The organism is Parvimonas sp. M20 (assembly GCF_035282425.1).
In the GTDB taxonomy this organism is placed as follows: domain Bacteria; phylum Bacillota; class Clostridia; order Tissierellales; family Peptoniphilaceae; genus Parvimonas.
This window is the reverse complement of record NZ_JAYKBQ010000023.1, coordinates 1-20,462: the sequence shown is the minus strand read 5'-3', so window position 1 is coordinate 20,462 and position 20,462 is coordinate 1. Positions and strand designations below refer to the sequence as shown.

Here is a 20,462-nt window from a genome sequence, read left to right as displayed (position 1 = left end):
TTTATATAAATCCAATATTTTGGATTGTTATTATACCGATAACTACTATATTATGTTCAACAGTAGTTTATATATCTACGATATATCTGAAAATATATAATCCTTTTAGAATTTTTAAAAAAGTAATAGTAAAAACAACTTTTTTTTGTTTTTTGTGTGATATTATAGTTGTAGGACTTATATTGCTAGGAACTATAGTAACAGAAAATCTTATTAATCCAAAATCAGATTTTTACAATTGGTATAAATCTTTGAGGGATTCTATTTATGAAAAGCCACTTGATAATATATTCGCAATATTAACATTGAGTGTTTTAATTTTATTGTCAAGGATTATAAATTATAAATTAAATAAAAGATATACTTTTTCAAAACTTGACATAGAGAAAGAAAATAAGAAAAAATTAGCATTAGCCATAGCAATATTTACAGCACCATATATGTTTTTCTTTACGATATGATAATTCTTATATTATTAATCAGAAAAGGTAAAAAATGAATAATACAATAAGATATTTTGATAGGAATGATAAATTATTGGATTGAAATATCTATTACAAAGGATATGATAATAAGAACAGGAATAAACAAAGATAAAGATACAGTTTTACAAATAGATAAAAACAAAGATGGAAAAGTTGATGAAAAGATTTTCGCATCAAAAAATGAAAATATTGAAAAATAAAAAAATTGAAGAGGGAGAATTAAATTCTCTCACTTCACAAAAAAGGAGATAAAAAATGAATATATTATCTATATATAGTTTTTTTTCAATTATATTTTTTAAAGGTGGCATAATAGATTTTGATCTTACCTTGCCATTATGGGGTTTTTGGTTATTACCAATTTCTTGGATTGTTATTATTCCGATAACTACTATGTTTTGTTTAACAGTATTGACTATGTCCATGCGATATTTAAAAATAGTTAATATATTTGAAATATTAAAAAAAATAATAATGAAAACTGTACTATTTGGTTTTTTATGTGATTTAATAGTTGCTGGATTTCTTATATTGATTATGTTACAAGTAGACAATATTATTAACTATAAATCTGTGTTTTATCCTTGGTTGAAAGCTTTAGAGGAAAATCCAATTAATAATGTATATGCATTATTAACAATATTAGTTACAATTCTGTTATCAAGAGTTATAAATTACAAATTAAATAAAAGATATACTTTTTCAAAACTTGACATAGAGGAAGAAAATAAGAAAAAATTGGCATTAGCCATAGCAATATTTACAGCACCATATATGTTTTTCTTTACGATATGATAATTCTTATATTATTAATCTGAAAAGGTAAAAAATAAAAATTTTAAAAAATAAAAAAATTGAAGTGGGAGAATTAAATTCTCTCACTTCATAAAAAGGAGGTAAAAAATGAATATTTTTTATAGTGTTTTCTTTCCAACGCAATTTTGGGGGGATGTTAACATTGACTTTCCTATTCCGTTATGGGTCTTATGGGTACTGCCTATATTGTGGCCATTTATTATACCAATATTATTTGTTTTATATTCAATTGTTTTGGATATTTTTATGTTATGTTTGAAAGTAGATATTCCTTTAAAAAAAATAATAGTAAGAGTAACTTGTTTTGGGTTTTTATGCGATATAATTGCTATTATATTACTAATTTTGATTGCAGCAATTTTAACAATTTTTATCAAATCAACTCTAGTTTTTTTTAATTGGTATGAGTCTTTTTTGTATTCTCTTGTTGTAAAGATACCGGAGAAGATATTTGAGGTATTGATATTATGTGTTGCAATTCTTTTGTCAAGGGTTATAAATTACAAATTAAATAAAAGATATACATTTTCAAAACTTTATATAGATGAAGAAAAGAAGAAAAAATTAGCATTAGCAATAGCAATATTTACGGCGCCATATATATTTTTCTTTACAATAACTATTTAAATAATCTGGTTTTAGAGATAAATATAATTGAAAAAACTTAGGAACTATGAGTTATACAATAAGATATTTTGATAGAAATTAGTTAAGAATAGCGTGTAAAATTATAAAATTTTATATGCTATTTTTTGTTTTTTTACAAAAGAATTATTGAAATCGTTGAAAACATAGTATAAAATCAATCAAAAATTTTACTTTTTGACGTATATATGCTATAATTAATTGTTATGCATTGTATATAAAATATAGGAAGGAAAGTATATGAGAAATATTGAAAATATAAGAAATGTAGCAATTATAGCTCATGTCGACCATGGGAAAACTACTTTGGTAGATTGCTTATTAAAAAGTAGCGGTGTTTTTAGAGAAAATCAAGATGTAAAAGAAAGAGTAATGGACTCAAATGATATAGAAAGAGAAAGAGGAATTACAATTCTTTCAAAAAATACTGCCATTGATTATAATGAAATAAAAATTAATGTAATTGATACACCGGGACATGCTGATTTTGGTGGAGAAGTTGAACGTGTTTTAAAAATGGCAAATGGGGTTATCCTAGTAGTCGATGCTTTTGAAGGCCCTATGCCTCAAACTAAATTTGTTTTAAGAAAGGCTTTTGAACTTAAACTGCCAACTATTATTTGTATAAATAAAATTGATAGACCTGAAGCTAGATGTGAAGAGGTTGTTGATGAAGTTTTAGATTTATTTATCCAACTTGATGCGTCAGAAGATTATTTAGAAAGTCCTTTTGTTTTCGCATCTGCAAGATCAGGTTATGCAACAATGGACTTCAACAAAAAAACTGAAGATATGAAAACTCTTTTGGATGTTATTGTTGACTACATTCCTGCTCCAAAAGGAGATGAAAATGCACCTTTTAAATTACTTATTTCTACTACTGATTATAGTGAGTATGTAGGAAGAATAGGTATTGGTAAGATTGAAAGTGGTAGTGTAAAACTTGGAGATGATGCTGTAATTGTAAATTATAATGACAGCAGTGTAAATAAGAAAATAAAGATTACTAAAATATATGAGTTTGAAAATTTATCCAGAAAAGAAGTTGAAAGTTCATCTGTAGGAAATATTATTGCGGTAACAGGAGTTGAAGGAATTAGTATTGGAGATACTCTTTGCTCTTTGGAAGATGTAACACCTCTTCCATTTGTAAAGATTTCTGAACCTACTCTTGCTATGAATTTTATAGTAAATAATTCTCCTTTTGCTGGAAAAGAAGGAAAATTTGTTACAAGTAGACAAATTCGTGCAAGACTTTATAAAGAATTAGAAACAGATGTAAGTTTAAGAGTTGAGGATACAGCTTCAACCGATAGTTTTAGAGTTTCAGGAAGAGGAGAACTTCATCTTTCAGTTTTAATTGAAAACATGAGAAGAGAAGGTTATGAATTCCAAGTTTCAAAACCAGAAGTTCTATACAAAAAAGATGAAAATGGTAAATTGCTAGAACCAATAGAAACTGTAACAATAGATGTAGATCAAGAATTTGTTGGTTCTGTTATAGAAAAGTTAGGACAAAGAAAAGCTGACTTAGTTAATATGAATCCTTCACAAGCAGGATATACAAGACTTATTTTTAATATTCCTGCAAGAGGACTTATCGGATATCGTTCAGAGTTTTTAACTGATACTAGAGGAAGTGGAACTTTAAATACAGAGTTTAAAGCTTATGAACCTTTCAAAGGTGAAATTCCAAAGAGAAATGTTGGCTCATTAATTTGTTTTGAAACTGGTATTGCAACAGCTTATGGATTAAATTCAGCACAAGAGAGAGGGATATTATTTATTTCTCCACAGGCTGAAGTTTATGAAGGAATGGTTGTAGGTTCTAATGCTAAGGGACTTGATATTGAAGTTAATGTTTGTAAAAAGAAACAACAAACTAATATTAGATCATCAGCATCTGATGACGCTTTAAAACTTAGTCCGCCAAAGATTATGAGTTTGGAAGAAATGTTAGAATTTATTGAAAGTGATGAATATATTGAAGTAACTCCAAAGAGTTTAAGAATGAGAAAGAAGATATTGGATTCACAATTAAGATATAAATCTAAGAAAAATAATAAATAGTTTAATAATATATAGCAAATGTGGTATAATAAAAGTAGATTTGTTGTTTGACAATTTTAAATTTGTTTTTGTCATTAAATTTTATTATAATAGATAAAAAGTATTATTGAATAATAAAGAACCCCACTCTTCCACGATGTTTTGAATCGTGGGGTAACTTGTTGTTTTAAATAAAAAATATTTTGGAGGGATTTGTTTGCCTAAGATATTAGTAAGAAAGAGTGCTCCTTTGGAAGGCACTGTAAAGATAGATGGAGCAAAGAATGCAGCACTTCCTATTATAGCTGCTTCACTTTTAGGAACAGAGCCGATAGTGCTTGAAGATGTTCCAAATTTAGTAGATGTAAAAATAATTTTGAAAGTTTTAGAGAGTTTGGGTGCTAAAATAGAGTTTCTATCTGAAAATAGAGTCTCTATTGATTCTAGCAATATTAATTCTTTTGTAACAGATAGAAGTTTAATGGAAAAGATGAGAGCCTCATTTTTGGTTATGGGTCCATTGCTTGCAAGATTTGGTAGAGCAGATGCATTTTTACCAGGAGGCTGTGCAATAGGTTCTCGTCCTATTGATTTGCATTTAAAAGGATTTAAAAATTTAGGTGCTTTAATTGAAGAAGAACCTGATAAGATTTCTGCAAGATGTGAAAAACTTTATGGTGATACTATTTATTTAGATTTTCCTTCTGTAGGTGCAACTCAAAATATAATGATGGCTGCAACTTTAGCTAAAGGCGAAACTGTAATTGAAAATGCAGCAAAAGAACCTGAAATTGTAGATTTAGGAAATTTTCTAAATAAAATGGGAGCAAAAGTTTCAGGTGCTGGTACTTCTACCATAACAATAATTGGTGTAGAAAAATTAGGAGGAACAGTTCATACAATTATTCCTGATAGGATTGAAGCTGCTACATTTATGATAGCTGCTGCGATTACAGGAGGAAAGGTTGTAGTTCAAAATTGTATTTCAAACCATATCAAACCTGTTATTGCAAAATTGAAAGAAACAGGTGCCTATGTTGTAGTAAATGAAGATGAAGATTCAATTTTTGTAAAGGGAAGCGACAAGATTAAGGGAACAGATATTAAAACTTTACCTTATCCAGGTTTCCCAACAGATGTTCAAGCACAATTTATGGCTTATTTATGTGTATGTGAAGATCAAGCAAAAGTTACAGAAACTGTTTTTGAAAATAGATTTATGCATGTTGATGAGCTCAATAAAATGGGGGCTATTATTGCAACAAGTGGAAAAGAAGCTAGAATTGCCGGTGTTAGAAAACTTGTTGGAGCAGATGTTAAAGCGACAGATTTAAGAGCGGGAGCAGCTCTTGTTTTAGCTGGTCTTGTTGCAGAAGGTACAACAACAATTGGGAATATTTATCATATAGATAGAGGATATAATGATTTTGTAGGTAAAATGAAATCATTAGGAGCAAATATTGAAAGGGTAGAAGATTAATTTTTTAGGAAACTAGTTATAGTTTCCTAAATTTATATACAGGAGAAGTTATGAAATTAACAGGAGAAGTTATAAAGGTCAGATATGTAAATGAAGAAAATGGATATTCTGTTTTTGACTTAAATACAAGTGATGGTGAAATCAAAATTGTAGGTATTTTTGATTCTGTTAATGTCGGAGAAAGTTTGGAAGTTGAAGGAGAGTTTACATATGATAACAAGTATGGTGAACAGCTGAACGCAACTTCCTATCAAAAAAAATTACCTAGTTCAATTGCTGAAATTCAAAGATATTTGGCAAGTGGAATTATTTCTACTATTGGGACTAAGAATGCAAGTTATATAGTTGAACAGTTTGGTAAAGAAAGTTTAAATATAGTTTTTGATGAAACTGATAGATTGATTGAAGTTAGAGGAATTGGAAAGAAAAGCATTGAAAAAATAAAAAAATCCGTTGAAGAATTAAGATTTAGCAAAAATATTTTATTTCATCTTAGCGGACTTGGAATAAGTCTAAGTTTATCTAAAAAAATTTATAATGTTTTTCGTGAAAATACTTTAGAAGTTATTAATGAAAATCCGTATAAGCTGATAAAAAATATAAAAGGGATTGGGTTTTTAAAAGCTGATGAAATAGCTTTAAAAAATAATTTGGACAAAAATAGTCCTTATAGAATTGAATCAGCCATCCTTTATGTATTAAATCAAAAAGCTATAAATTTTGGACATGTTTACTATCCAAAAGAAAAACTTACCGATGAAGTTTCTAAACTAATAGGAGTTGAAACAGAACTTATAGGACCTGTATATATGAATTTACTTTTATCTTCAGATATAGTTATAGACAATTCTTTCGAGGAATCAAATATTTATTTAGATTATTTATATGTTTCTGAAAGTTATATTGCTAGTAAACTTGCAAAAATGGCTTTAAATGAGGATTTCAAAATTCTATTTGACATTGATAAGGAAATAAAGAAATCTATTAAAAGTCTGTCCATAAAATTATCAGATATTCAAATAGATGCGATAAAATCCTGTTTTGAAGAAAATATTTCTATTATAACAGGTGGACCGGGTACAGGAAAAACCACAATAATAAATACAATATCTAAGATATATTTAGACAATGGGTATAATATTTCTCTTTGTGCTCCAACGGGTAGAGCTGCAAAAAGGATTGAAGAAACTACAGGAATAGAGGCTAAAACTATTCACCGAATGTTAGGTTATATTCCAAGTAGTTATGATGATATTGGACATTTCGAGTATAATGAAGATAATTCTTTAGATACTGATGTAATTATTATTGATGAGATGAGTATGGTTGATGTGGTTCTTTTTGAAAAACTTTTAAGAGGAATAAAGGATAATACCAGATTAATTATTGTTGGAGATGTTGACCAACTCCCAAGTGTCGGTGCAGGAAATGTCTTAAGGGATTTAATTAATTCAGAAAAAATAAAATATACAAAACTTGTTGATATTTTTAGGCAATCTGAAAGTAGTAATATAATTGTTAATGCTCATAAAATAAATAATGGTCAAGAGCCGACTTTAAATGAAAAAAATAGTGATTTTTTCTTTTTGAAAACTGAATCTCCTGCAATTACCAGAAATATTGTAGTTGATTTGATTAGTAAAAGACTACCAAATGCTTATGGTTATGATTTTTCTAAAGATATCCAAATTCTTACTCAAAGCAGAAAGGGAATTTGCGGAGTTTTTGAATTAAATAGGCTATTACAGGATATTTTAAATCCGAAAAATGAAACGACTGATGAGATTTTAGTAGGTAATAAACTCTTTCGTGTTAATGATAAAGTTATGCAAACTAAAAATAATTATAATCTATCATTTTTTGATTCTGATGGAGAAGAAAATTTTGGTGTGTATAATGGAGATATGGGGCATATTATTTTCATTGATAAGTCCAGTAATAAGTTGACTGTTGAAATGGATGATAAGAGGCTTATAGATTATACCTTAGAGGATTTAGATAATTTGGAATTAGCTTATGCAATAACTATACACAAATCTCAAGGTTCTGAATTTAAATCTGTAATTATTCCTATGTTTGATGGATATAGACTGCTTCAAACTAGAAATCTATTATATACTGCAATTACAAGGGCAAAGGAAAATATTGTGCTAGTTGGAGATAAGAATATTATGAATAATATGATTAGAAATAATACTATAAATAGCAGATATTCTAATTTGGAAAATAGGATAAAACATTTTTACGGACTTGTAGAGGAATTACTATAATGATAAAAAAATTTTTAAAAAGTTTCTTTTTTAATGAGGATTATTGTTTTTTCTGTAAAGATAATATTGTAAAAGACTTTTATTTGTGTGAGGACTGTTTATCTAAAATCAGAAAATATGATAAGGAAATTTTTAATGATTATGGAGAAGAATATTTTAAAAAAGATATTTTGTTCTATTATTCTGGAATCTTAAAGACAAAAATTAAGGAATTTAAGTTTGAAAATGGAGTATATTTGAAAAAACCTTTTGGAAAGTTGATATATGAAAATTTGGATAAATGTTTGCTTGAAAAGATGGATTATATTGCCTATGTTCCTTCAAGTAAAAAGAAAATTAGACAAAGAGGGTATAATCATTCAAAACTTCTTGCAGAAGAAATTTCAAAATATTCTAATATAGCGTTGTTTGACAAGCTATATAAGATAAAAAATACTAAATCACAACATTTTTTATCCCTTGAAGAAAGAAGTGTAAATTTACAAAATTCCTTTTTAGTTGATTGCGATTTAAGTGGAAAGAATATTTTACTAATAGATGACATACATACAAGTGGTGCAACAATTGATGAGTGTTATAAGGAATTTAAAAAAGCTAATTGTAATTTTGTTTGGATTGTATGTCTGTGTGGAGTTTTTTAATTTAAGCGAGTTGAATTTACTCGCTTTTAAATTGTTTATTTTAATAAAAATATTATTATAAATTTCGTTATAAAAAAATTGAAGAAAAGTCGTAGTTTTAATTGTAAACCATTATTTAAAATGATATAATATAAGTGTAAATCATACAATTTATTTTTTACTAATATAGGGGGAATTATGAAAATATTTAAAAGAATTTTAATTTCATCTTTAGCACTTGTTTTAAGTGCCGGACTTCTTGTGGGTTGTGGTTCTAAAAAAGAATCTAAAAAATCTGCTGACGGAAAAACTATTATTGAAAAGCTTTCAATTGGTTTTGTACCTTCAAGGGAACCATCAGAAATAGTTACTGCAACCGAACCTTTAAAGAAGTTACTAAAGGAACAATTAGCAAAAGAAGGCTATGATGTTAAAAATGTTGATATAACAGTTGGAACAAGTTTTGAAGCTGTTGGTGAAGGACTTAATGCTGGAACTTTAGATGTTGGGTTTATTCCAGCGGGGACTTATGTTTTATATAGAGATGGAGCAGAAGTTCTTTTGACTGCTACTAGAAAAGGTCTTTCTTTGAATGACGATTCTGCTAAAGTTTGGAATAATCAAAAACCTACTAAGAAAACAGAAGATCAAGCTACATCTTATAGAGCATTAATTATTGCTGGTCCATCTGAAAAAGGACAAGCAATTGCTAAAAAAGTAAATGCTGGAGAAAAATTAACTTGGGATGATGTAAAAGATTTAAAATGGAGTGTTATGAATCCAACTTCACCTGCAGGATATATCTATCCAACTCTTTGGTTAAATGAAAATTTTGGAAAAACTATTAAAGATTTAGGAAATAATGCAATTTTAAGTGATTCTTACGGTTCTGCTTTTGCTAGACTTGCTTCAGGTCAAGTAGATGTGCTTTGTACATATGCTGATGCTAGACTTGATCAGGAAAAGAAATGGACTGAAAATTATGGAAGAAAATCATCAATTTGGGATGAAACAAATCTTATTGGTGTAACAACTCCTATATATAATGATACTGTAAGTGTTTCTAAGAATTCCAAAAATATAACACCTGAATTTAAGAAAGCTTTAGAAAAAGCTTTGATTGAAATTGCTAAAACAGAAGAAGGTAAGAAAGTTATAGCTGTTTATAGTCATGAAGGTTATCAACCAGCAAAAGATAGTGACTATGATAATGAGGCAAAAGCTCAAGAAATTGTAAAAAAATTAAAATAATTATGAATTAATTAAATTGTGTGAGAATTAGGGAGAGAGAAATCTCTCCTTTTTTAACAAAATATATGGAGAAAAAAATGATAGAATTTAAAAAAGTTAGTAAAGTTTATCCTAATGGAACAAAGGGATTGATTGATGTAGATTTAAAAATTGACCAAGGAGAATTTGTAGCTATTATAGGACTTTCCGGTTCTGGAAAATCAACACTAATAAGATGTGTCAATAAGATGCATGAGATTACTGCTGGAGAATTAATTGTAAATGATGTTGATGTAAAAAAATTAAGCGGATTTGATATTAGAAAGTTTAGAAGAAAAATTGGTATGATTTTTCAATCTTTTAATTTAGTTACTAGAACCACAGTTATAAAAAATGTTTTAACTGCATTTGTTCCAGATTTAACTGGTTTTAGAAAATTCTTTGGAATATTTCCTAAGGAATGTAAGATTAAGTCTTTAGAAGCACTGGATAAAGTAGATATGTTGGAAAAAGCTTATGTAAGAGTTGACCAACTTTCAGGTGGTCAGCAACAAAGAGTAGCTTTAGCAAGAGCCTTAGGACAAAGTCCACAAATTATTTTAGCTGATGAACCTGTTGCAGCTCTTGATCCCGTAACTTCAAATCAAGTTATGGATGATTTTAGAAAAATAAATAAAGAAAATAAAATTACTATTTTAATAAATATTCACGATGTAGATTTAGCTTTGAAATATTGCGATAGAGTCGTAGGAATAAACAAAGGTAGAATTGTTTATGATGGAGCGGCAAGTGATATTACAAAAGAAATTTTAGATAAAATTTACCAAAAAGATTTATTTGCAACTGGAGAATAAATATGAAAAATATATTTGATACTATAATTCCAAAAGAAAAAATAGAGTTAGACAATGGAAAAGTAGTTTTTAGACCACGTTCAAAAACTCCTTTAATTACAATCATTGTAATTTTATTGATGTATATTTCAATAAAGGTTACTGGTTTTAATTTTGAAGTTTTTAATAATTTTGGAAACTTTTTTAATATTTTAAAAGGAATGATTCCACCTGACTTTAGTTATTCTAAAGAGGTTTTAACTCCACTTTTTGACACTATAAAAATGTCTTTGATGGGTTCGTTTTTAGGTGCATTAGTTTCGTTGCCTGTTGCTATTTTGGCATCCAGCAATATAACTAAAAATAAATTTGTAAATGGATTTTTTAAATTATTTTTAAGTATTTTAAGAACTTTACCATCTCTTGTTTGTGCTTTAATAGCAACATATATATGGGGGCTTGGGACTTTTGCCGGAACTGTAGCAATTTTTATTTTTTCATTATCTTATGTTGGAAAATTATTGTATGAATCAATAGAAACTGTTGATATGGGAGCTTTTGAATGTATGGAATCTATGGGATTTACTAAATTCTATGCTTTTAGATATGCTATACTGCCAGTTGTTTTACCTTCATATATTTCAACTGCATTATTCAACTTTGAAGGTAATGTTAGATATGCTGCAATTTTAGGTTATGTTGGTGCAGGTGGTATTGGTATGATTTTAAATGAAAAACTCGGATGGAGAGAATATTCAAAAGTTGGGACAATAGTATTTTTATTACTTTTAACTGTTTTTGTAATAGAAATTATAAGTGAACATTTTAGAGGAAGGTTGGAGTAATGGAAATGATGAATTCAAAAGTAGAAGAAAAATTAAAAAAAGAGCCAAAATCTTATACTTATATTATAGCTGTTATTGTAATAGTTTTAGGACTTTTAATTTGGTCTGCGATGTCAATTAAAAAGGGTGATGATGTTAAAGACTCAATGACAATTGCTAAAAATATTATAAGTGGTATATTACATCCCGATTTAGAATTTCTTTTTAGACTTGACAATAAAGGTGTAATTTATTTACTTTTTGAAACAATGTGTATTGCATTTCTGGGTACAATAATTGGAGCGATTATTTCTATTCCTTTTGCATTTATTTCTGCAAAAAAAATTGTTTCAAAATATGTGGCTGTAATTGGAAGATTTTTTACAATGTGTGTTAGAACTGTTCCTGCTTTTATTTATGGACTTATGTTTATAGGTGTTACAGGACCTGGGGCACTGGCTGGTGTATTTACAATGTCAGTTGTTTCAATAGGAATGGTTACTAAATTATATATAGATGTTATAGAAGATTTAGATTTTGGAATTATTGAATCTCTTTCAGCGATTGGTTGTACAAAAATAGAACAAATAAGATATGGAATTTTACCTCAAATTTATTCAAAGTTAATTTCTATTGTTATTTATAGATTTGATATGAATTTAAGAGATGCGTCTGTTCTTGGGCTTGTAGGAGCAGGTGGAATTGGGGCACCACTTATTTTTGCAATGAATAATTATCGTTGGAATGAAGTTGGATCAATTTTAGTTGGAATAATTATTTTAGTTTTAATTATAGAGGTCTTTTCAAATAATGTAAGAAGAAAATTGGCGAGGGGATATTAATGGCTTTTAAAATTTTATCTACCACTGATGTTCATGGTAATTTATTGGCATATAATTTTGTAAACTCTGCAATAGCAAATAAAGGACTTTCTAGATTTTCAACTTTTTTAAAAGAGGAAAGAAAAAATGGGAAAGTAATTTATGTTGACAATGGAGATATAAATCAGGGAACACCTTTGGTAACCTATGCTAATGCAAATTTAAAAGAAAATATAGTTGCCAAAGCTCTTAATCATTTACATTGTGATTATATAAATATTGGAAATCATGATTTTAACTATGGTAGTGGGTTTTTATATAATTATGTTAAAGAAAATGATGCAAAATGTATTACTGGTAATGTAAAGTATAAAAACGAAAATCTTGGAAATACAGATATTATTTGCATAGATAATAAAAAAATTGCATTAATTGGAGTTGTAACTGATTATATTGACCATTGGGAAAATCCTAAAAATTTAGAAAATTTGGAAATCTTAAGCGTTTTTGAAACTGTTAAAAACTCAGTTGAAGCTGTTAGAGATAAGGTTGACTATGTGGTAGTTTTTTATCATGGCGGTTTTGAAAGGGATTTGGAAAGTGGAAATCCTACTGAAAACTTGACAGGAGAAAATGTTGGCTATGAGATTTGTGATAAAATTTCCGGAATAGATGTTTTAGTTACAGGTCATCAACATAGGACTTTAACAGGGAAGATAAAAGATACACTTGTAATACAATGTGCAGATGGCTGTTATACTTGTATGGAAGTTTTATTTGATGAAAATATTTCAGTTAATCTTAAAGACATTTCAGGATATGAAATTGATGTTGAAATGGAAGAAAAATTTAAAGAAGTTTTAAATGAAACTGAAAAATGGTTGGATATTGAAATTGGTAGTTGTAATAAAGAAATGTATATTTCTGACACAAAGACTGCTCAATTGGAAAAACATTCAATTACAAGTTTTATAAATAAAATTCAAAAGGAAACAATGGGAGCTGATATTTCTTCTTGTTGTCTTTTTGAAGTTATGCCCGGTTTTGGTGAAAAATTAAGATATAGAGATATAATTCTAAATTATCCATTTCCAAATACATTAGTTTTAAAAGAAATGAGTGGACAAAATATTTTAGACTACTTAACACAGCTTTCAACTTATTGGATAGTTAAAGATAATAAAATTGATATTAATCCAAAATTTTTATATCCTAAAAGAGAGATGTATAATTATGATATGCTTGACGGAATAGAATATACAATGAATATTTCAAAAAGTGGAAATAATTTTATAACAGATGTAAAAGTAGATGGAGAAGAGTTAATTTTAGATAAAAAACATAAACTTGTATTAAATAATTATAGGGCTACTGGTGGAGGAAACTTTTCGTTTTTCCCGGAACTTAAAACTCTTAAAGAAGATACAAGGGATATTGCCGAAGTTTTAATAGATTATGTAAAAGAAAATAAATATGTTGAAATTGAGGACAAGAATAATATAAAATTAAAAATTGTTGATTAGACAAAAAGACTATTGCAATTGATGTAATAGTCTTTTTAAATTTAAACATGAAGAAGTAAGGACAAAAAAAGATATATTATTTTTTAATACATCTTTTAAAAGTAAGTTATTTTATTTCCAAATAAACAGGGCAGTGATCACTACCTAAAATGCTTTGATGAATTTGTGCATCTACAAGTCTATTATCCATATCTTTTGAAGTTAAGAAATAGTCAATTCTCCAGCCTGTATTTCTTTCTCTTGATTTTCCAAAATAACTCCACCAACTGTATTCATTTTCCTTATCTGGATAGAAGTATCTAAAAGTATCTGTAAAGCTTTCTAAAAGAATAGACATCTTATCTCTTTCTTGATCCGTAAATCCTGCATTTTTTCTATTAGTTTTTGGATTTTTTAAGTCAATTTCTTTATGAGCGACATTTAAATCTCCACAAACTATTACGGATTTAGTTTTATTTAATTCAAGTAAATAATTTCTAAAAGCATCTTCCCAAACCATTCTATAGTCAAGTCTTAAAAGTTCTTGTTTTGAGTTTGGTGTATAACAAGTTACTAAAAAGAAATCATCATATTCTAAAGTTATAAGTCTTCCTTCATTGTCATGTTCTTCAATTCCCATTCCATATTTTACACTTAAAGGTTTGTATTTTGTAAAAATAGCAGTTCCACTATATCCCTTTCTTTGTGCATAATTGTAATAAGCTTCATATCCTTCCAGTTCAAGGTCAAGTTGACCTTCACTCATCTTAATTTCTTGTAAACAGAAAAAATCTGCATTAATATCATTAAAATAATCTAAAAATCCTTTTTTAATACAAGCTCTAAGTCCATTCACATTCCAAGAAATAAATTTCATTTAATCACCTCATATTATTTATAATCAACCTAGTTAATTATACCATAAATTTATCATTTAAAATAGCTTTAAATTGAAACTGTTGAAATAAAATATCTTTTGATGTAAAATATAATAGAATATATAATTAGGAGGATTTTATGATAGATTATAAAAAAGTTTATGAAGAATGGTTAAATAATAAATTTTTTGATGAAGAAACAAAAAATGATTTACTTTCAATAAAAGATAATGAAGAAGAAATTAAAGATAGATTTTATAAAGTTTTGGAATTTGGAACAGCAGGCCTTCGTGGGAAACTTGGAGCAGGAACAAATAGAATGAATAAATATATGGTTTCAAAGGCTGCTCAAGCTCTTGCGAATACTATTATTGATCATGGTCAAGAAGCTATTGATAGAGGAGTTGCTTTAAGTTATGATGTAAGATATGGCTCAAAAGAATTTGCAGAACTTACTTGTTCAATAATGGCAGGAAATGGAATTAAATCATATATTTATAAGGGAATTAGACCTACTCCAATGTGTTCTTATGCAATTAGAAAATTAAATTGTATAGCGGGAGTAATGGTTACTGCTAGTCACAATCCACAAGCTTATAATGGATATAAGGCATATTGGAAAGAGGGTTCACAAATTCTTGATGACATAGCAAATCAAATTTCATCTCACATGGATAAAATTGAAAAATTTGAAGATGTTAAACAAATTCCTTTTGAAGATGCTATAAAAAATGGAATGGCAAAATATATTGATGATTCAGTTGATGAAGATTACAAAAAAGAAGTTTTAAATTTAACTATAAATGATGAAAATATAGATAAAGATATTAAGGTTGTTTATACTCCTTTAAATGGTGTTGGAAATTTACCAGTTAGAGAAGTTTTAAAAAGAAGAGGATTTAATAATATTTTTGTCGTTAAAGAACAAGAAATGCCGGATCCAGAATTTACAACTGTTGGATATCCAAATCCTGAAGTTCCTAAAGCCTTTCTTTATTCTGAAAAATTAGGTAAAGAAGTTGGGGCTGATATTTTAATTGCAACAGATCCAGATTGTGATAGAGTTGCTCTCGAAGTTAGAGATAAAAATGGAGAATATGTATTTTTAAATGGTAACAGAATAGGAGCTCTATTATCATATTATATTTTCTCACAAAGACATGCACTAAATAATTTGCCTGAAAATCCAGTTTTAGTAAAATCTATTGTAACAGGAGATTTATCAAGAGCGATAGCAAAAAAATATGGAATAGAAACAGTTGAAACATTAACAGGTTTTAAAAATATTTGTGGTAAGACAAATGAATATGATGTAACTAAAGAAAAAAATTATGTTTTTGGATATGAAGAAAGTATTGGCTTTTGTTATGGTACATTTATAAGGGATAAAGATGCTGTCGGGGCTTCAATGATGGTTGTAGAAATGACTGCATACTATAAAAAACAAGGAAAGAGTCTATTAGATGTATTAAATGATATTTATCAAGAATTCGGATATTACAATGAAAGACAAATTTCTCTTGAACTTGAAGGAATTGAAGGGCAACAAAGAATCGGAAGAATGATGGAAGGATTTAGAGAAAATCCTATTAAAGAAATGGGAGACATTTCTTTAAAAGAAATAATTGATTTTAAGGATGGATATTTAGATTTTCCAAAACAAAATTGCCTAAAATATTATTTGAATGATGGATCTTGGTATGCTTTAAGACCGTCAGGAACAGAACCTAAGATTAAATTATATATTTATACAATAGGAAAAACTGAGCAAGAAAGTATTGATAAATTAGACTTAATCGAAAAAGAATGTAGAGAAAAAATGAATAATGTAAAATAAATTAAAGAAAGGTATGTTAATTCATACCTTTTTTCATAAAAAACTATATTAATATAAAAAGTAGAGTCGAAACGCTCTACTTTTAATGAACTAAATTAATCTCAATAATTTTTTGAAATAATAGAAATGGTGCCGGCAGTGGGACTCGAACCCACACACCCTTGCGGATAACAGATTTTGAGTCTGTCTCGTCTGCCAGTTCCGACACGCCGGCAAATTTAATTACTGGAATAGTATAACATAAAAGTAAAAACATTTCAATATTTTTGATGAAAATTTTTTGTGAAAAATATTAGAAATATTTTATCAATATAACAAATAGACTTTACTAATTAAAAAAATTTTTGTATAATAGTAAAAATTAATTTAATAGAATAAAAAATTTTTGCATAATTGTAGGAGGTAATAATATGTCAAAATTAACAGTATTCGATCATCCGGTTATTTCTCACAAGTTGGGATATTTGAGGGATAAAAAAACCGGGGGAAAAGATTTTAGAGCTTTGGTAAATGAAATTTCAATGCTTATGGCTTATGAAGTTACAAGAGATTTAAAAACTGATGAAGTAGAAATTGAAACACCATTACAAAAAACAAAGGTTAAGAGACTATCCGGGAAGAAGTTAGGAGTAGTACCCATTTTAAGGGCGGGACTTGGAATGGTTGAAGGAATGTTAAATATTCTTCCTGCTGCAAAAGTTGGACATATTGGATTATATCGTGATCCTGAAACTTTACAACCTGTTGAATATTATTGTAAATTACCTGTAGATGCCGAAGAAAGAGACTTTTTAGTTCTTGATCCAATGCTTGCTACTGGTGGTTCAGCATCTGATGCAATTAAACTTTTAAAACAAAAGGGTTGTAAAAATATTAAATTAGTTTGTATAATTGCGGCTCCTGAAGGAGTTAAGGCTGTTCAAAAAAATCATCCTGATGTGGATATTTTCGTAGCTGCATTAGATGAAAAACTAAATGAACATAGCTATATTATTCCTGGACTTGGAGATGCAGGAGATAGGTTATTCGGAACAAAATAATTTATAAAATTAAAAAAGTTGGAGTTTTCTCCAACTTTTTTAATCGCTAAATCTATCATTTGTCTTGTATTTTATAAATTTTAGCAACCACCATTTGTAGTAGAAAATAGGAATCATTGAAAGAGATGTAACAATATAAATATATTTTGAATTTCTGAACAATAATGCTATAAAAAATATATTATTGAAATAATTAAGTAAAAATTTCCATATTTTTCTATTATATCATCTCTTGTTTTTTCTAAAATTTCATTTTCCTTATAATAAGGAATTTCTTTTACTTTAATTATTTTTTTTATAATTAAATACTTTTTTATTAAACCGATAATTTCTATAAACACTAAGAAGTAAGATGTTATTAATTTCCTCCAATTTTTTATATAGTTACAATCCCTTCATTTTTTGTTTTTATTTCAATATATAATTAAAGTGATTTTATCTATATCATTATATATTGATTATTGTGGTTTGCCAACAAAAAAATAAAAATGTACGATTAGATATAAATTTAGGAATTTATTTAATAAACTTTTTAAAATTTTATAAATGTGATATAATTAAGAAAAATATAAAATCGAGGTGATAGGAAATGTTTAAAAATAAAAAATTGTTTATTATAACATTAGTGTTAACCTTATTTATTTTTACAGGTTGTTCTAACAAGATGCAAGTCAAGGACTTCTTTGAAAAATCAAAAGAGGCAAGCGATAAAATTCAGTCTTTTATATTGGATACTGAAACTAAAAATGAAATTGATGGGAAAATTAAGTCTCAACTTATTCATGCAGAATTATTAAATAATGCTAATACAAAGAAAATCAAAAAAGGAAAAGGAAGCGTAAAATATAAAGGAGCTAGAGAAAAAGGAGAAGTAGATTGTGATATTGTATTTGTTGGAGATGCAAAAAATACATTAATAACAACTTTCAAAGAAAACGGAAAAGATAAAGAAACAAAGAAAGAAAATTCTAAATACAGAGTAACTCCTGATTATTATGAGTTAATGGATGGAATTTATACTCTTAAAGAAAAAGATTTAATATTAGAAGAAGAAAATGATGAATATCATTTAAAATTAAAAAGTGAAAATAAAAATTTTAAGGTTTTTGATATATTGAAATCACAATATGGATTGAATCTAGGAAATGTTTATGAGGATGAAGTTGATGTAAAGTTTAAAGCTGTATTTGATAAGAAAACATTTTATTTAAAAAGTATAGTTTGGAGTATAGAATATAATGGAAATAAAGGAGCTTTCAAATTAGAAAATACTACAACATATTCTGATTGGGATAATGTAAATTTAGATAAAAAATAAATGGGTACTTTTAAAAATGTGATAATGAACAAAAGTGCAAAATTGAGGTGATGTGAAATGTTTAAAAATAGAAAAATTTTTGTAATAACATTAGTATTGACAATCTTTGTTTTTACAGGTTGTTCAGGAAAAATGAAAGTTAGGGAATTTTTTGAAAAGTCAAAAGAGGCAAATGATAAAATTCATTCATTGGTACTGGATGATGAAACTAAAAATACAACTAAGGAAAGTACAAGTATTCAAACACTTCACGCAGAATTGATAAATAATGTTAATAACAAAAAAATTATCAAAGGAAAGGGATACATTAGATATAAAGGAAAAGTGAATAAAGGAGAGGTAGATTATGATGTTGTATTTGTTGGGGACAGCAAAAAAACATTAATCAAAACTACTAAAGTAGACGGAAAAGAGGAAAAAACTGAAAAACAAGGTTCTGGTTATTATGTAAATCCTGATTATTATAAATTGTTGGATGGAATTTATGCTCTTAAAGAAAAAGATTTAGAATTAGAAGAAAAAAACGATGAGTATCATTTAAACTTAAAAAGTGGAAGTAAAAATTTAAAGGTTTTTGAAATATTGAAATCACAATATAAATTGAACTTAACGACTGTTACTGAATATGAAGTTGATTTAAAATTTGAAGCTGTATTTGATAAGAAGACATTTTATTTAAAAAGTATAGTTTGGAGTATAGAATATAATGGGAAAAAAGGACCTTTTAAAATAGAAGATACTACAAAATATTCCGAATGGAACAATACAAAAGTTGAAGGAACTAAATAGATTAAATATCATAAAATGCTAATCTTTATGAATAGCATTTTTTTATTTTGACAAATATGTTATAATAAATAAAGATTTGTTTTTGGAGGGTAGAAAATGTTTAAGAAGAAAAAATTTTACTTAATAGGATTAATGTCTATAATATTTATTTTTTCAGGTTGTTCGAGTGAATTATCTGAAAAATCAGATGAAAGGAAAACTAGTGAATCATCTGAAAAATCAAATGAAAGGGAAACTAGTGAATCATCTGAAAAATCAAATAAAATTAAAATTAGTGAATTATTTGAAAAAGTAAAAAAGGAAAATAATAATATTGAATCAATAGCATTACTTAATGAGGGAAATAATAAATACAACGGAAAAGAAACACAACAAGTTCTGAAGGCAGAATTGATAAATGACAAGGATACTAAAAAAATCATCAAGGGTAAAGCAAGAGCTAGATATACAGGGTATTCTAATGATGAACAAAGGAATTATGATGCTGAGTTTCTTGGAGATAAGAATAAAACAATGATTATAACTAGAAAAATAAATGGTGTAACTAAAACCGAAAAGCAGAATGGAGTTTATGAAGCACATCCAGATTATTTTAGATTGTTAGATAACATTTATTCTTTTAATGAAGATGACCTAACATTAGAAGAAGTAAACGATGAATACCATTTAAAAATTAAAAATGATGATAATAATAAATCAAAAATTATTAGTTTATTGAAATCTGAATATAATTTGAGCTTGAAAAAAGTTACTGAAAATGAAATTGATATAAAATTTGAAGCTGTGTTTGATAAGAAGACATTTTATTTAAAAAATGTAACTTGGACTTTAGAATATACTGGAAATAAGGGTCCTTTTAAAATAGATAATGTTACGACATATTCAGATTGGAATAATGTAAAATTGGATGAAAATAGATAGACTAAATATTATAAAATGCTAATCTTTATGATGTGAACCCCTAAATCCGGACAAAGGATTTGGGGGTTTTTGTATGTCAAAATATGATATAAAATTAAAAATAA

At 27.3% G+C, this 20,462-nt stretch carries 20 protein-coding genes and 1 tRNA gene; 18 read left to right on the top strand and 3 right to left on the bottom strand.

What is annotated here, in order from left to right:
- The 13 genes from VJI93_RS07755 to VJI93_RS07695 all read left to right on the top strand — a co-directional run.
- Positions 1–461: hypothetical protein (locus tag VJI93_RS07755; RefSeq protein ID WP_324000480.1), on the top strand; the 461-nt coding region annotated here is incomplete at its 5' end.
- Between the two features lie 65 nt (positions 462–526).
- Positions 527–685, top strand: a complete 159-nt coding sequence (locus VJI93_RS07750; protein WP_324009222.1) for a hypothetical protein — start codon at positions 527–529, stop codon at positions 683–685.
- A gap of 55 nt (positions 686–740) precedes the next feature.
- Positions 741–1,280 carry a hypothetical protein gene (locus VJI93_RS07745; protein WP_324000330.1) on the top strand — a complete coding sequence of 180 codons (540 nt, stop codon included), beginning with the start codon at positions 741–743 and terminating at the stop codon, positions 1,278–1,280.
- A gap of 108 nt (positions 1,281–1,388) precedes the next feature.
- Positions 1,389–1,928, top strand: a complete 540-nt coding sequence (locus VJI93_RS07740) for a hypothetical protein (protein WP_324000331.1) — start codon at positions 1,389–1,391, stop codon at positions 1,926–1,928.
- Between the two features lie 258 nt (positions 1,929–2,186).
- Positions 2,187–4,016, top strand: coding sequence for a translational GTPase TypA (gene typA / locus VJI93_RS07735; protein WP_324000332.1), 1,830 nt, complete (start codon positions 2,187–2,189; stop codon positions 4,014–4,016).
- A 196-nt stretch (positions 4,017–4,212) separates the two neighbouring features.
- The gene (murA, locus tag VJI93_RS07730; RefSeq protein WP_324000333.1) at positions 4,213–5,475 is read left to right on the top strand and encodes a UDP-N-acetylglucosamine 1-carboxyvinyltransferase; all 1,263 of its coding nucleotides are present in this window, start codon (positions 4,213–4,215) and stop codon (positions 5,473–5,475) included.
- Between the two features lie 50 nt (positions 5,476–5,525).
- A complete protein-coding gene (gene recD2, locus VJI93_RS07725; protein WP_324000334.1) occupies positions 5,526–7,745 on the top strand; it encodes an SF1B family DNA helicase RecD2 in 2,220 nt (739 codons plus the stop codon).
- Complete coding sequence (locus VJI93_RS07720; protein WP_324000335.1) at positions 7,745–8,386, top strand: ComF family protein; 642 nt, start codon at positions 7,745–7,747, stop codon at positions 8,384–8,386. Before recD2 ends, VJI93_RS07720 begins: the two co-directional genes overlap by 1 nt.
- Positions 8,387–8,563: 177 nt before the next feature.
- On the top strand, positions 8,564–9,616 hold the full coding sequence (locus VJI93_RS07715) for a phosphate/phosphite/phosphonate ABC transporter substrate-binding protein (RefSeq protein WP_324000336.1): 1,053 nt from the start codon (positions 8,564–8,566) through the stop codon (positions 9,614–9,616).
- A 77-nt stretch (positions 9,617–9,693) separates the two neighbouring features.
- Complete coding sequence (gene phnC / locus VJI93_RS07710) at positions 9,694–10,449, top strand: phosphonate ABC transporter ATP-binding protein (RefSeq protein ID WP_324000337.1); 756 nt, start codon at positions 9,694–9,696, stop codon at positions 10,447–10,449.
- Between the two features lie 2 nt (positions 10,450–10,451).
- The gene (phnE, locus tag VJI93_RS07705; protein ID WP_324000338.1) at positions 10,452–11,273 is read left to right on the top strand and encodes a phosphonate ABC transporter, permease protein PhnE; all 822 of its coding nucleotides are present in this window, start codon (positions 10,452–10,454) and stop codon (positions 11,271–11,273) included.
- A gap of 5 nt (positions 11,274–11,278) precedes the next feature.
- On the top strand, positions 11,279–12,094 hold the full coding sequence (gene phnE / locus VJI93_RS07700) for a phosphonate ABC transporter, permease protein PhnE (RefSeq protein WP_324000339.1): 816 nt from the start codon (positions 11,279–11,281) through the stop codon (positions 12,092–12,094).
- Positions 12,094–13,596, top strand: coding sequence for a bifunctional metallophosphatase/5'-nucleotidase (locus VJI93_RS07695; protein ID WP_324000340.1), 1,503 nt, complete (start codon positions 12,094–12,096; stop codon positions 13,594–13,596). Before phnE (VJI93_RS07700) ends, VJI93_RS07695 begins: the two co-directional genes overlap by 1 nt.
- Before the next feature lie 106 nt (positions 13,597–13,702).
- Here VJI93_RS07695 and VJI93_RS07690 read toward each other — a convergent pair whose 3' ends face one another.
- Complete coding sequence (locus VJI93_RS07690) at positions 13,703–14,452, bottom strand: exodeoxyribonuclease III (protein WP_324000341.1); 750 nt, start codon at positions 14,450–14,452, stop codon at positions 13,703–13,705.
- A gap of 143 nt (positions 14,453–14,595) precedes the next feature.
- Between VJI93_RS07690 and VJI93_RS07685 the strand changes: the two genes are divergently transcribed.
- Positions 14,596–16,290 (top strand): phospho-sugar mutase, encoded by a 1,695-nt coding sequence (locus VJI93_RS07685; protein WP_324000345.1) that lies wholly within the window; start codon positions 14,596–14,598, stop codon positions 16,288–16,290.
- Between the two features lie 127 nt (positions 16,291–16,417).
- On the opposite strand, the gene VJI93_RS07680 is transcribed toward VJI93_RS07685, so the two are convergent.
- A tRNA-Leu gene (locus tag VJI93_RS07680) sits at positions 16,418–16,504 on the bottom strand.
- Between the two features lie 196 nt (positions 16,505–16,700).
- On the opposite strand from VJI93_RS07680, the gene upp reads away from it, so the two are divergent.
- A complete protein-coding gene (gene upp, locus VJI93_RS07675) occupies positions 16,701–17,330 on the top strand; it encodes a uracil phosphoribosyltransferase (protein WP_040597086.1) in 630 nt (209 codons plus the stop codon).
- A gap of 167 nt (positions 17,331–17,497) precedes the next feature.
- Here the strand turns inward: upp and VJI93_RS07670 are convergent, their stop codons facing one another.
- A complete protein-coding gene (locus tag VJI93_RS07670) occupies positions 17,498–17,671 on the bottom strand; it encodes a hypothetical protein (protein WP_324009221.1) in 174 nt (57 codons plus the stop codon).
- A gap of 248 nt (positions 17,672–17,919) precedes the next feature.
- On the opposite strand from VJI93_RS07670, the gene VJI93_RS07665 reads away from it, so the two are divergent.
- The 3 genes from VJI93_RS07665 to VJI93_RS07655 all read left to right on the top strand — a co-directional run bounded on the left by VJI93_RS07665 (position 17,920) and on the right by VJI93_RS07655 (position 20,358).
- Positions 17,920–18,648, top strand: coding sequence for a hypothetical protein (locus VJI93_RS07665; protein ID WP_324000342.1), 729 nt, complete (start codon positions 17,920–17,922; stop codon positions 18,646–18,648).
- A 57-nt stretch (positions 18,649–18,705) separates the two neighbouring features.
- Positions 18,706–19,437 carry a hypothetical protein gene (locus tag VJI93_RS07660; protein WP_324000343.1) on the top strand — a complete coding sequence of 244 codons (732 nt, stop codon included), beginning with the start codon at positions 18,706–18,708 and terminating at the stop codon, positions 19,435–19,437.
- A gap of 96 nt (positions 19,438–19,533) precedes the next feature.
- On the top strand, positions 19,534–20,358 hold the full coding sequence (locus VJI93_RS07655) for a hypothetical protein (protein WP_324000344.1): 825 nt from the start codon (positions 19,534–19,536) through the stop codon (positions 20,356–20,358).
- The last annotated feature ends 104 nt before the right edge of the window (positions 20,359–20,462 follow it).

What these genes read in the sequence shown, in the direction of transcription:
- VJI93_RS07750 (WP_324009222.1), top strand. Translation starts at nt 527, where the DNA reads ATGATAAATTATTGGATTGAAATATCTATTACAAAGGATATGATAATA.
- VJI93_RS07745 (WP_324000330.1), top strand. Translation starts at nt 741, where the DNA reads ATGAATATATTATCTATATATAGTTTTTTTTCAATTATATTTTTTAAA.
- VJI93_RS07740 (WP_324000331.1), top strand. Translation starts at nt 1,389, where the DNA reads ATGAATATTTTTTATAGTGTTTTCTTTCCAACGCAATTTTGGGGGGAT.
- typA (WP_324000332.1), top strand. Translation starts at nt 2,187, where the DNA reads ATGAGAAATATTGAAAATATAAGAAATGTAGCAATTATAGCTCATGTC.
- recD2 (WP_324000334.1), top strand. Translation starts at nt 5,526, where the DNA reads ATGAAATTAACAGGAGAAGTTATAAAGGTCAGATATGTAAATGAAGAA.
- VJI93_RS07720 (WP_324000335.1), top strand. Translation starts at nt 7,745, where the DNA reads ATGATAAAAAAATTTTTAAAAAGTTTCTTTTTTAATGAGGATTATTGT.
- VJI93_RS07715 (WP_324000336.1), top strand. Translation starts at nt 8,564, where the DNA reads ATGAAAATATTTAAAAGAATTTTAATTTCATCTTTAGCACTTGTTTTA.
- phnC (WP_324000337.1), top strand. Translation starts at nt 9,694, where the DNA reads ATGATAGAATTTAAAAAAGTTAGTAAAGTTTATCCTAATGGAACAAAG.
- phnE (WP_324000338.1), top strand. Translation starts at nt 10,452, where the DNA reads ATGAAAAATATATTTGATACTATAATTCCAAAAGAAAAAATAGAGTTA.
- phnE (WP_324000339.1), top strand. Translation starts at nt 11,279, where the DNA reads ATGATGAATTCAAAAGTAGAAGAAAAATTAAAAAAAGAGCCAAAATCT.
- VJI93_RS07695 (WP_324000340.1), top strand. Translation starts at nt 12,094, where the DNA reads ATGGCTTTTAAAATTTTATCTACCACTGATGTTCATGGTAATTTATTG.
- VJI93_RS07690 (WP_324000341.1), bottom strand. Translation starts at nt 14,452, where the DNA reads ATGAAATTTATTTCTTGGAATGTGAATGGACTTAGAGCTTGTATTAAA.
- upp (WP_040597086.1), top strand. Translation starts at nt 16,701, where the DNA reads ATGTCAAAATTAACAGTATTCGATCATCCGGTTATTTCTCACAAGTTG.
- VJI93_RS07665 (WP_324000342.1), top strand. Translation starts at nt 17,920, where the DNA reads ATGTTTAAAAATAAAAAATTGTTTATTATAACATTAGTGTTAACCTTA.
- VJI93_RS07660 (WP_324000343.1), top strand. Translation starts at nt 18,706, where the DNA reads ATGTTTAAAAATAGAAAAATTTTTGTAATAACATTAGTATTGACAATC.
- VJI93_RS07655 (WP_324000344.1), top strand. Translation starts at nt 19,534, where the DNA reads ATGTTTAAGAAGAAAAAATTTTACTTAATAGGATTAATGTCTATAATA.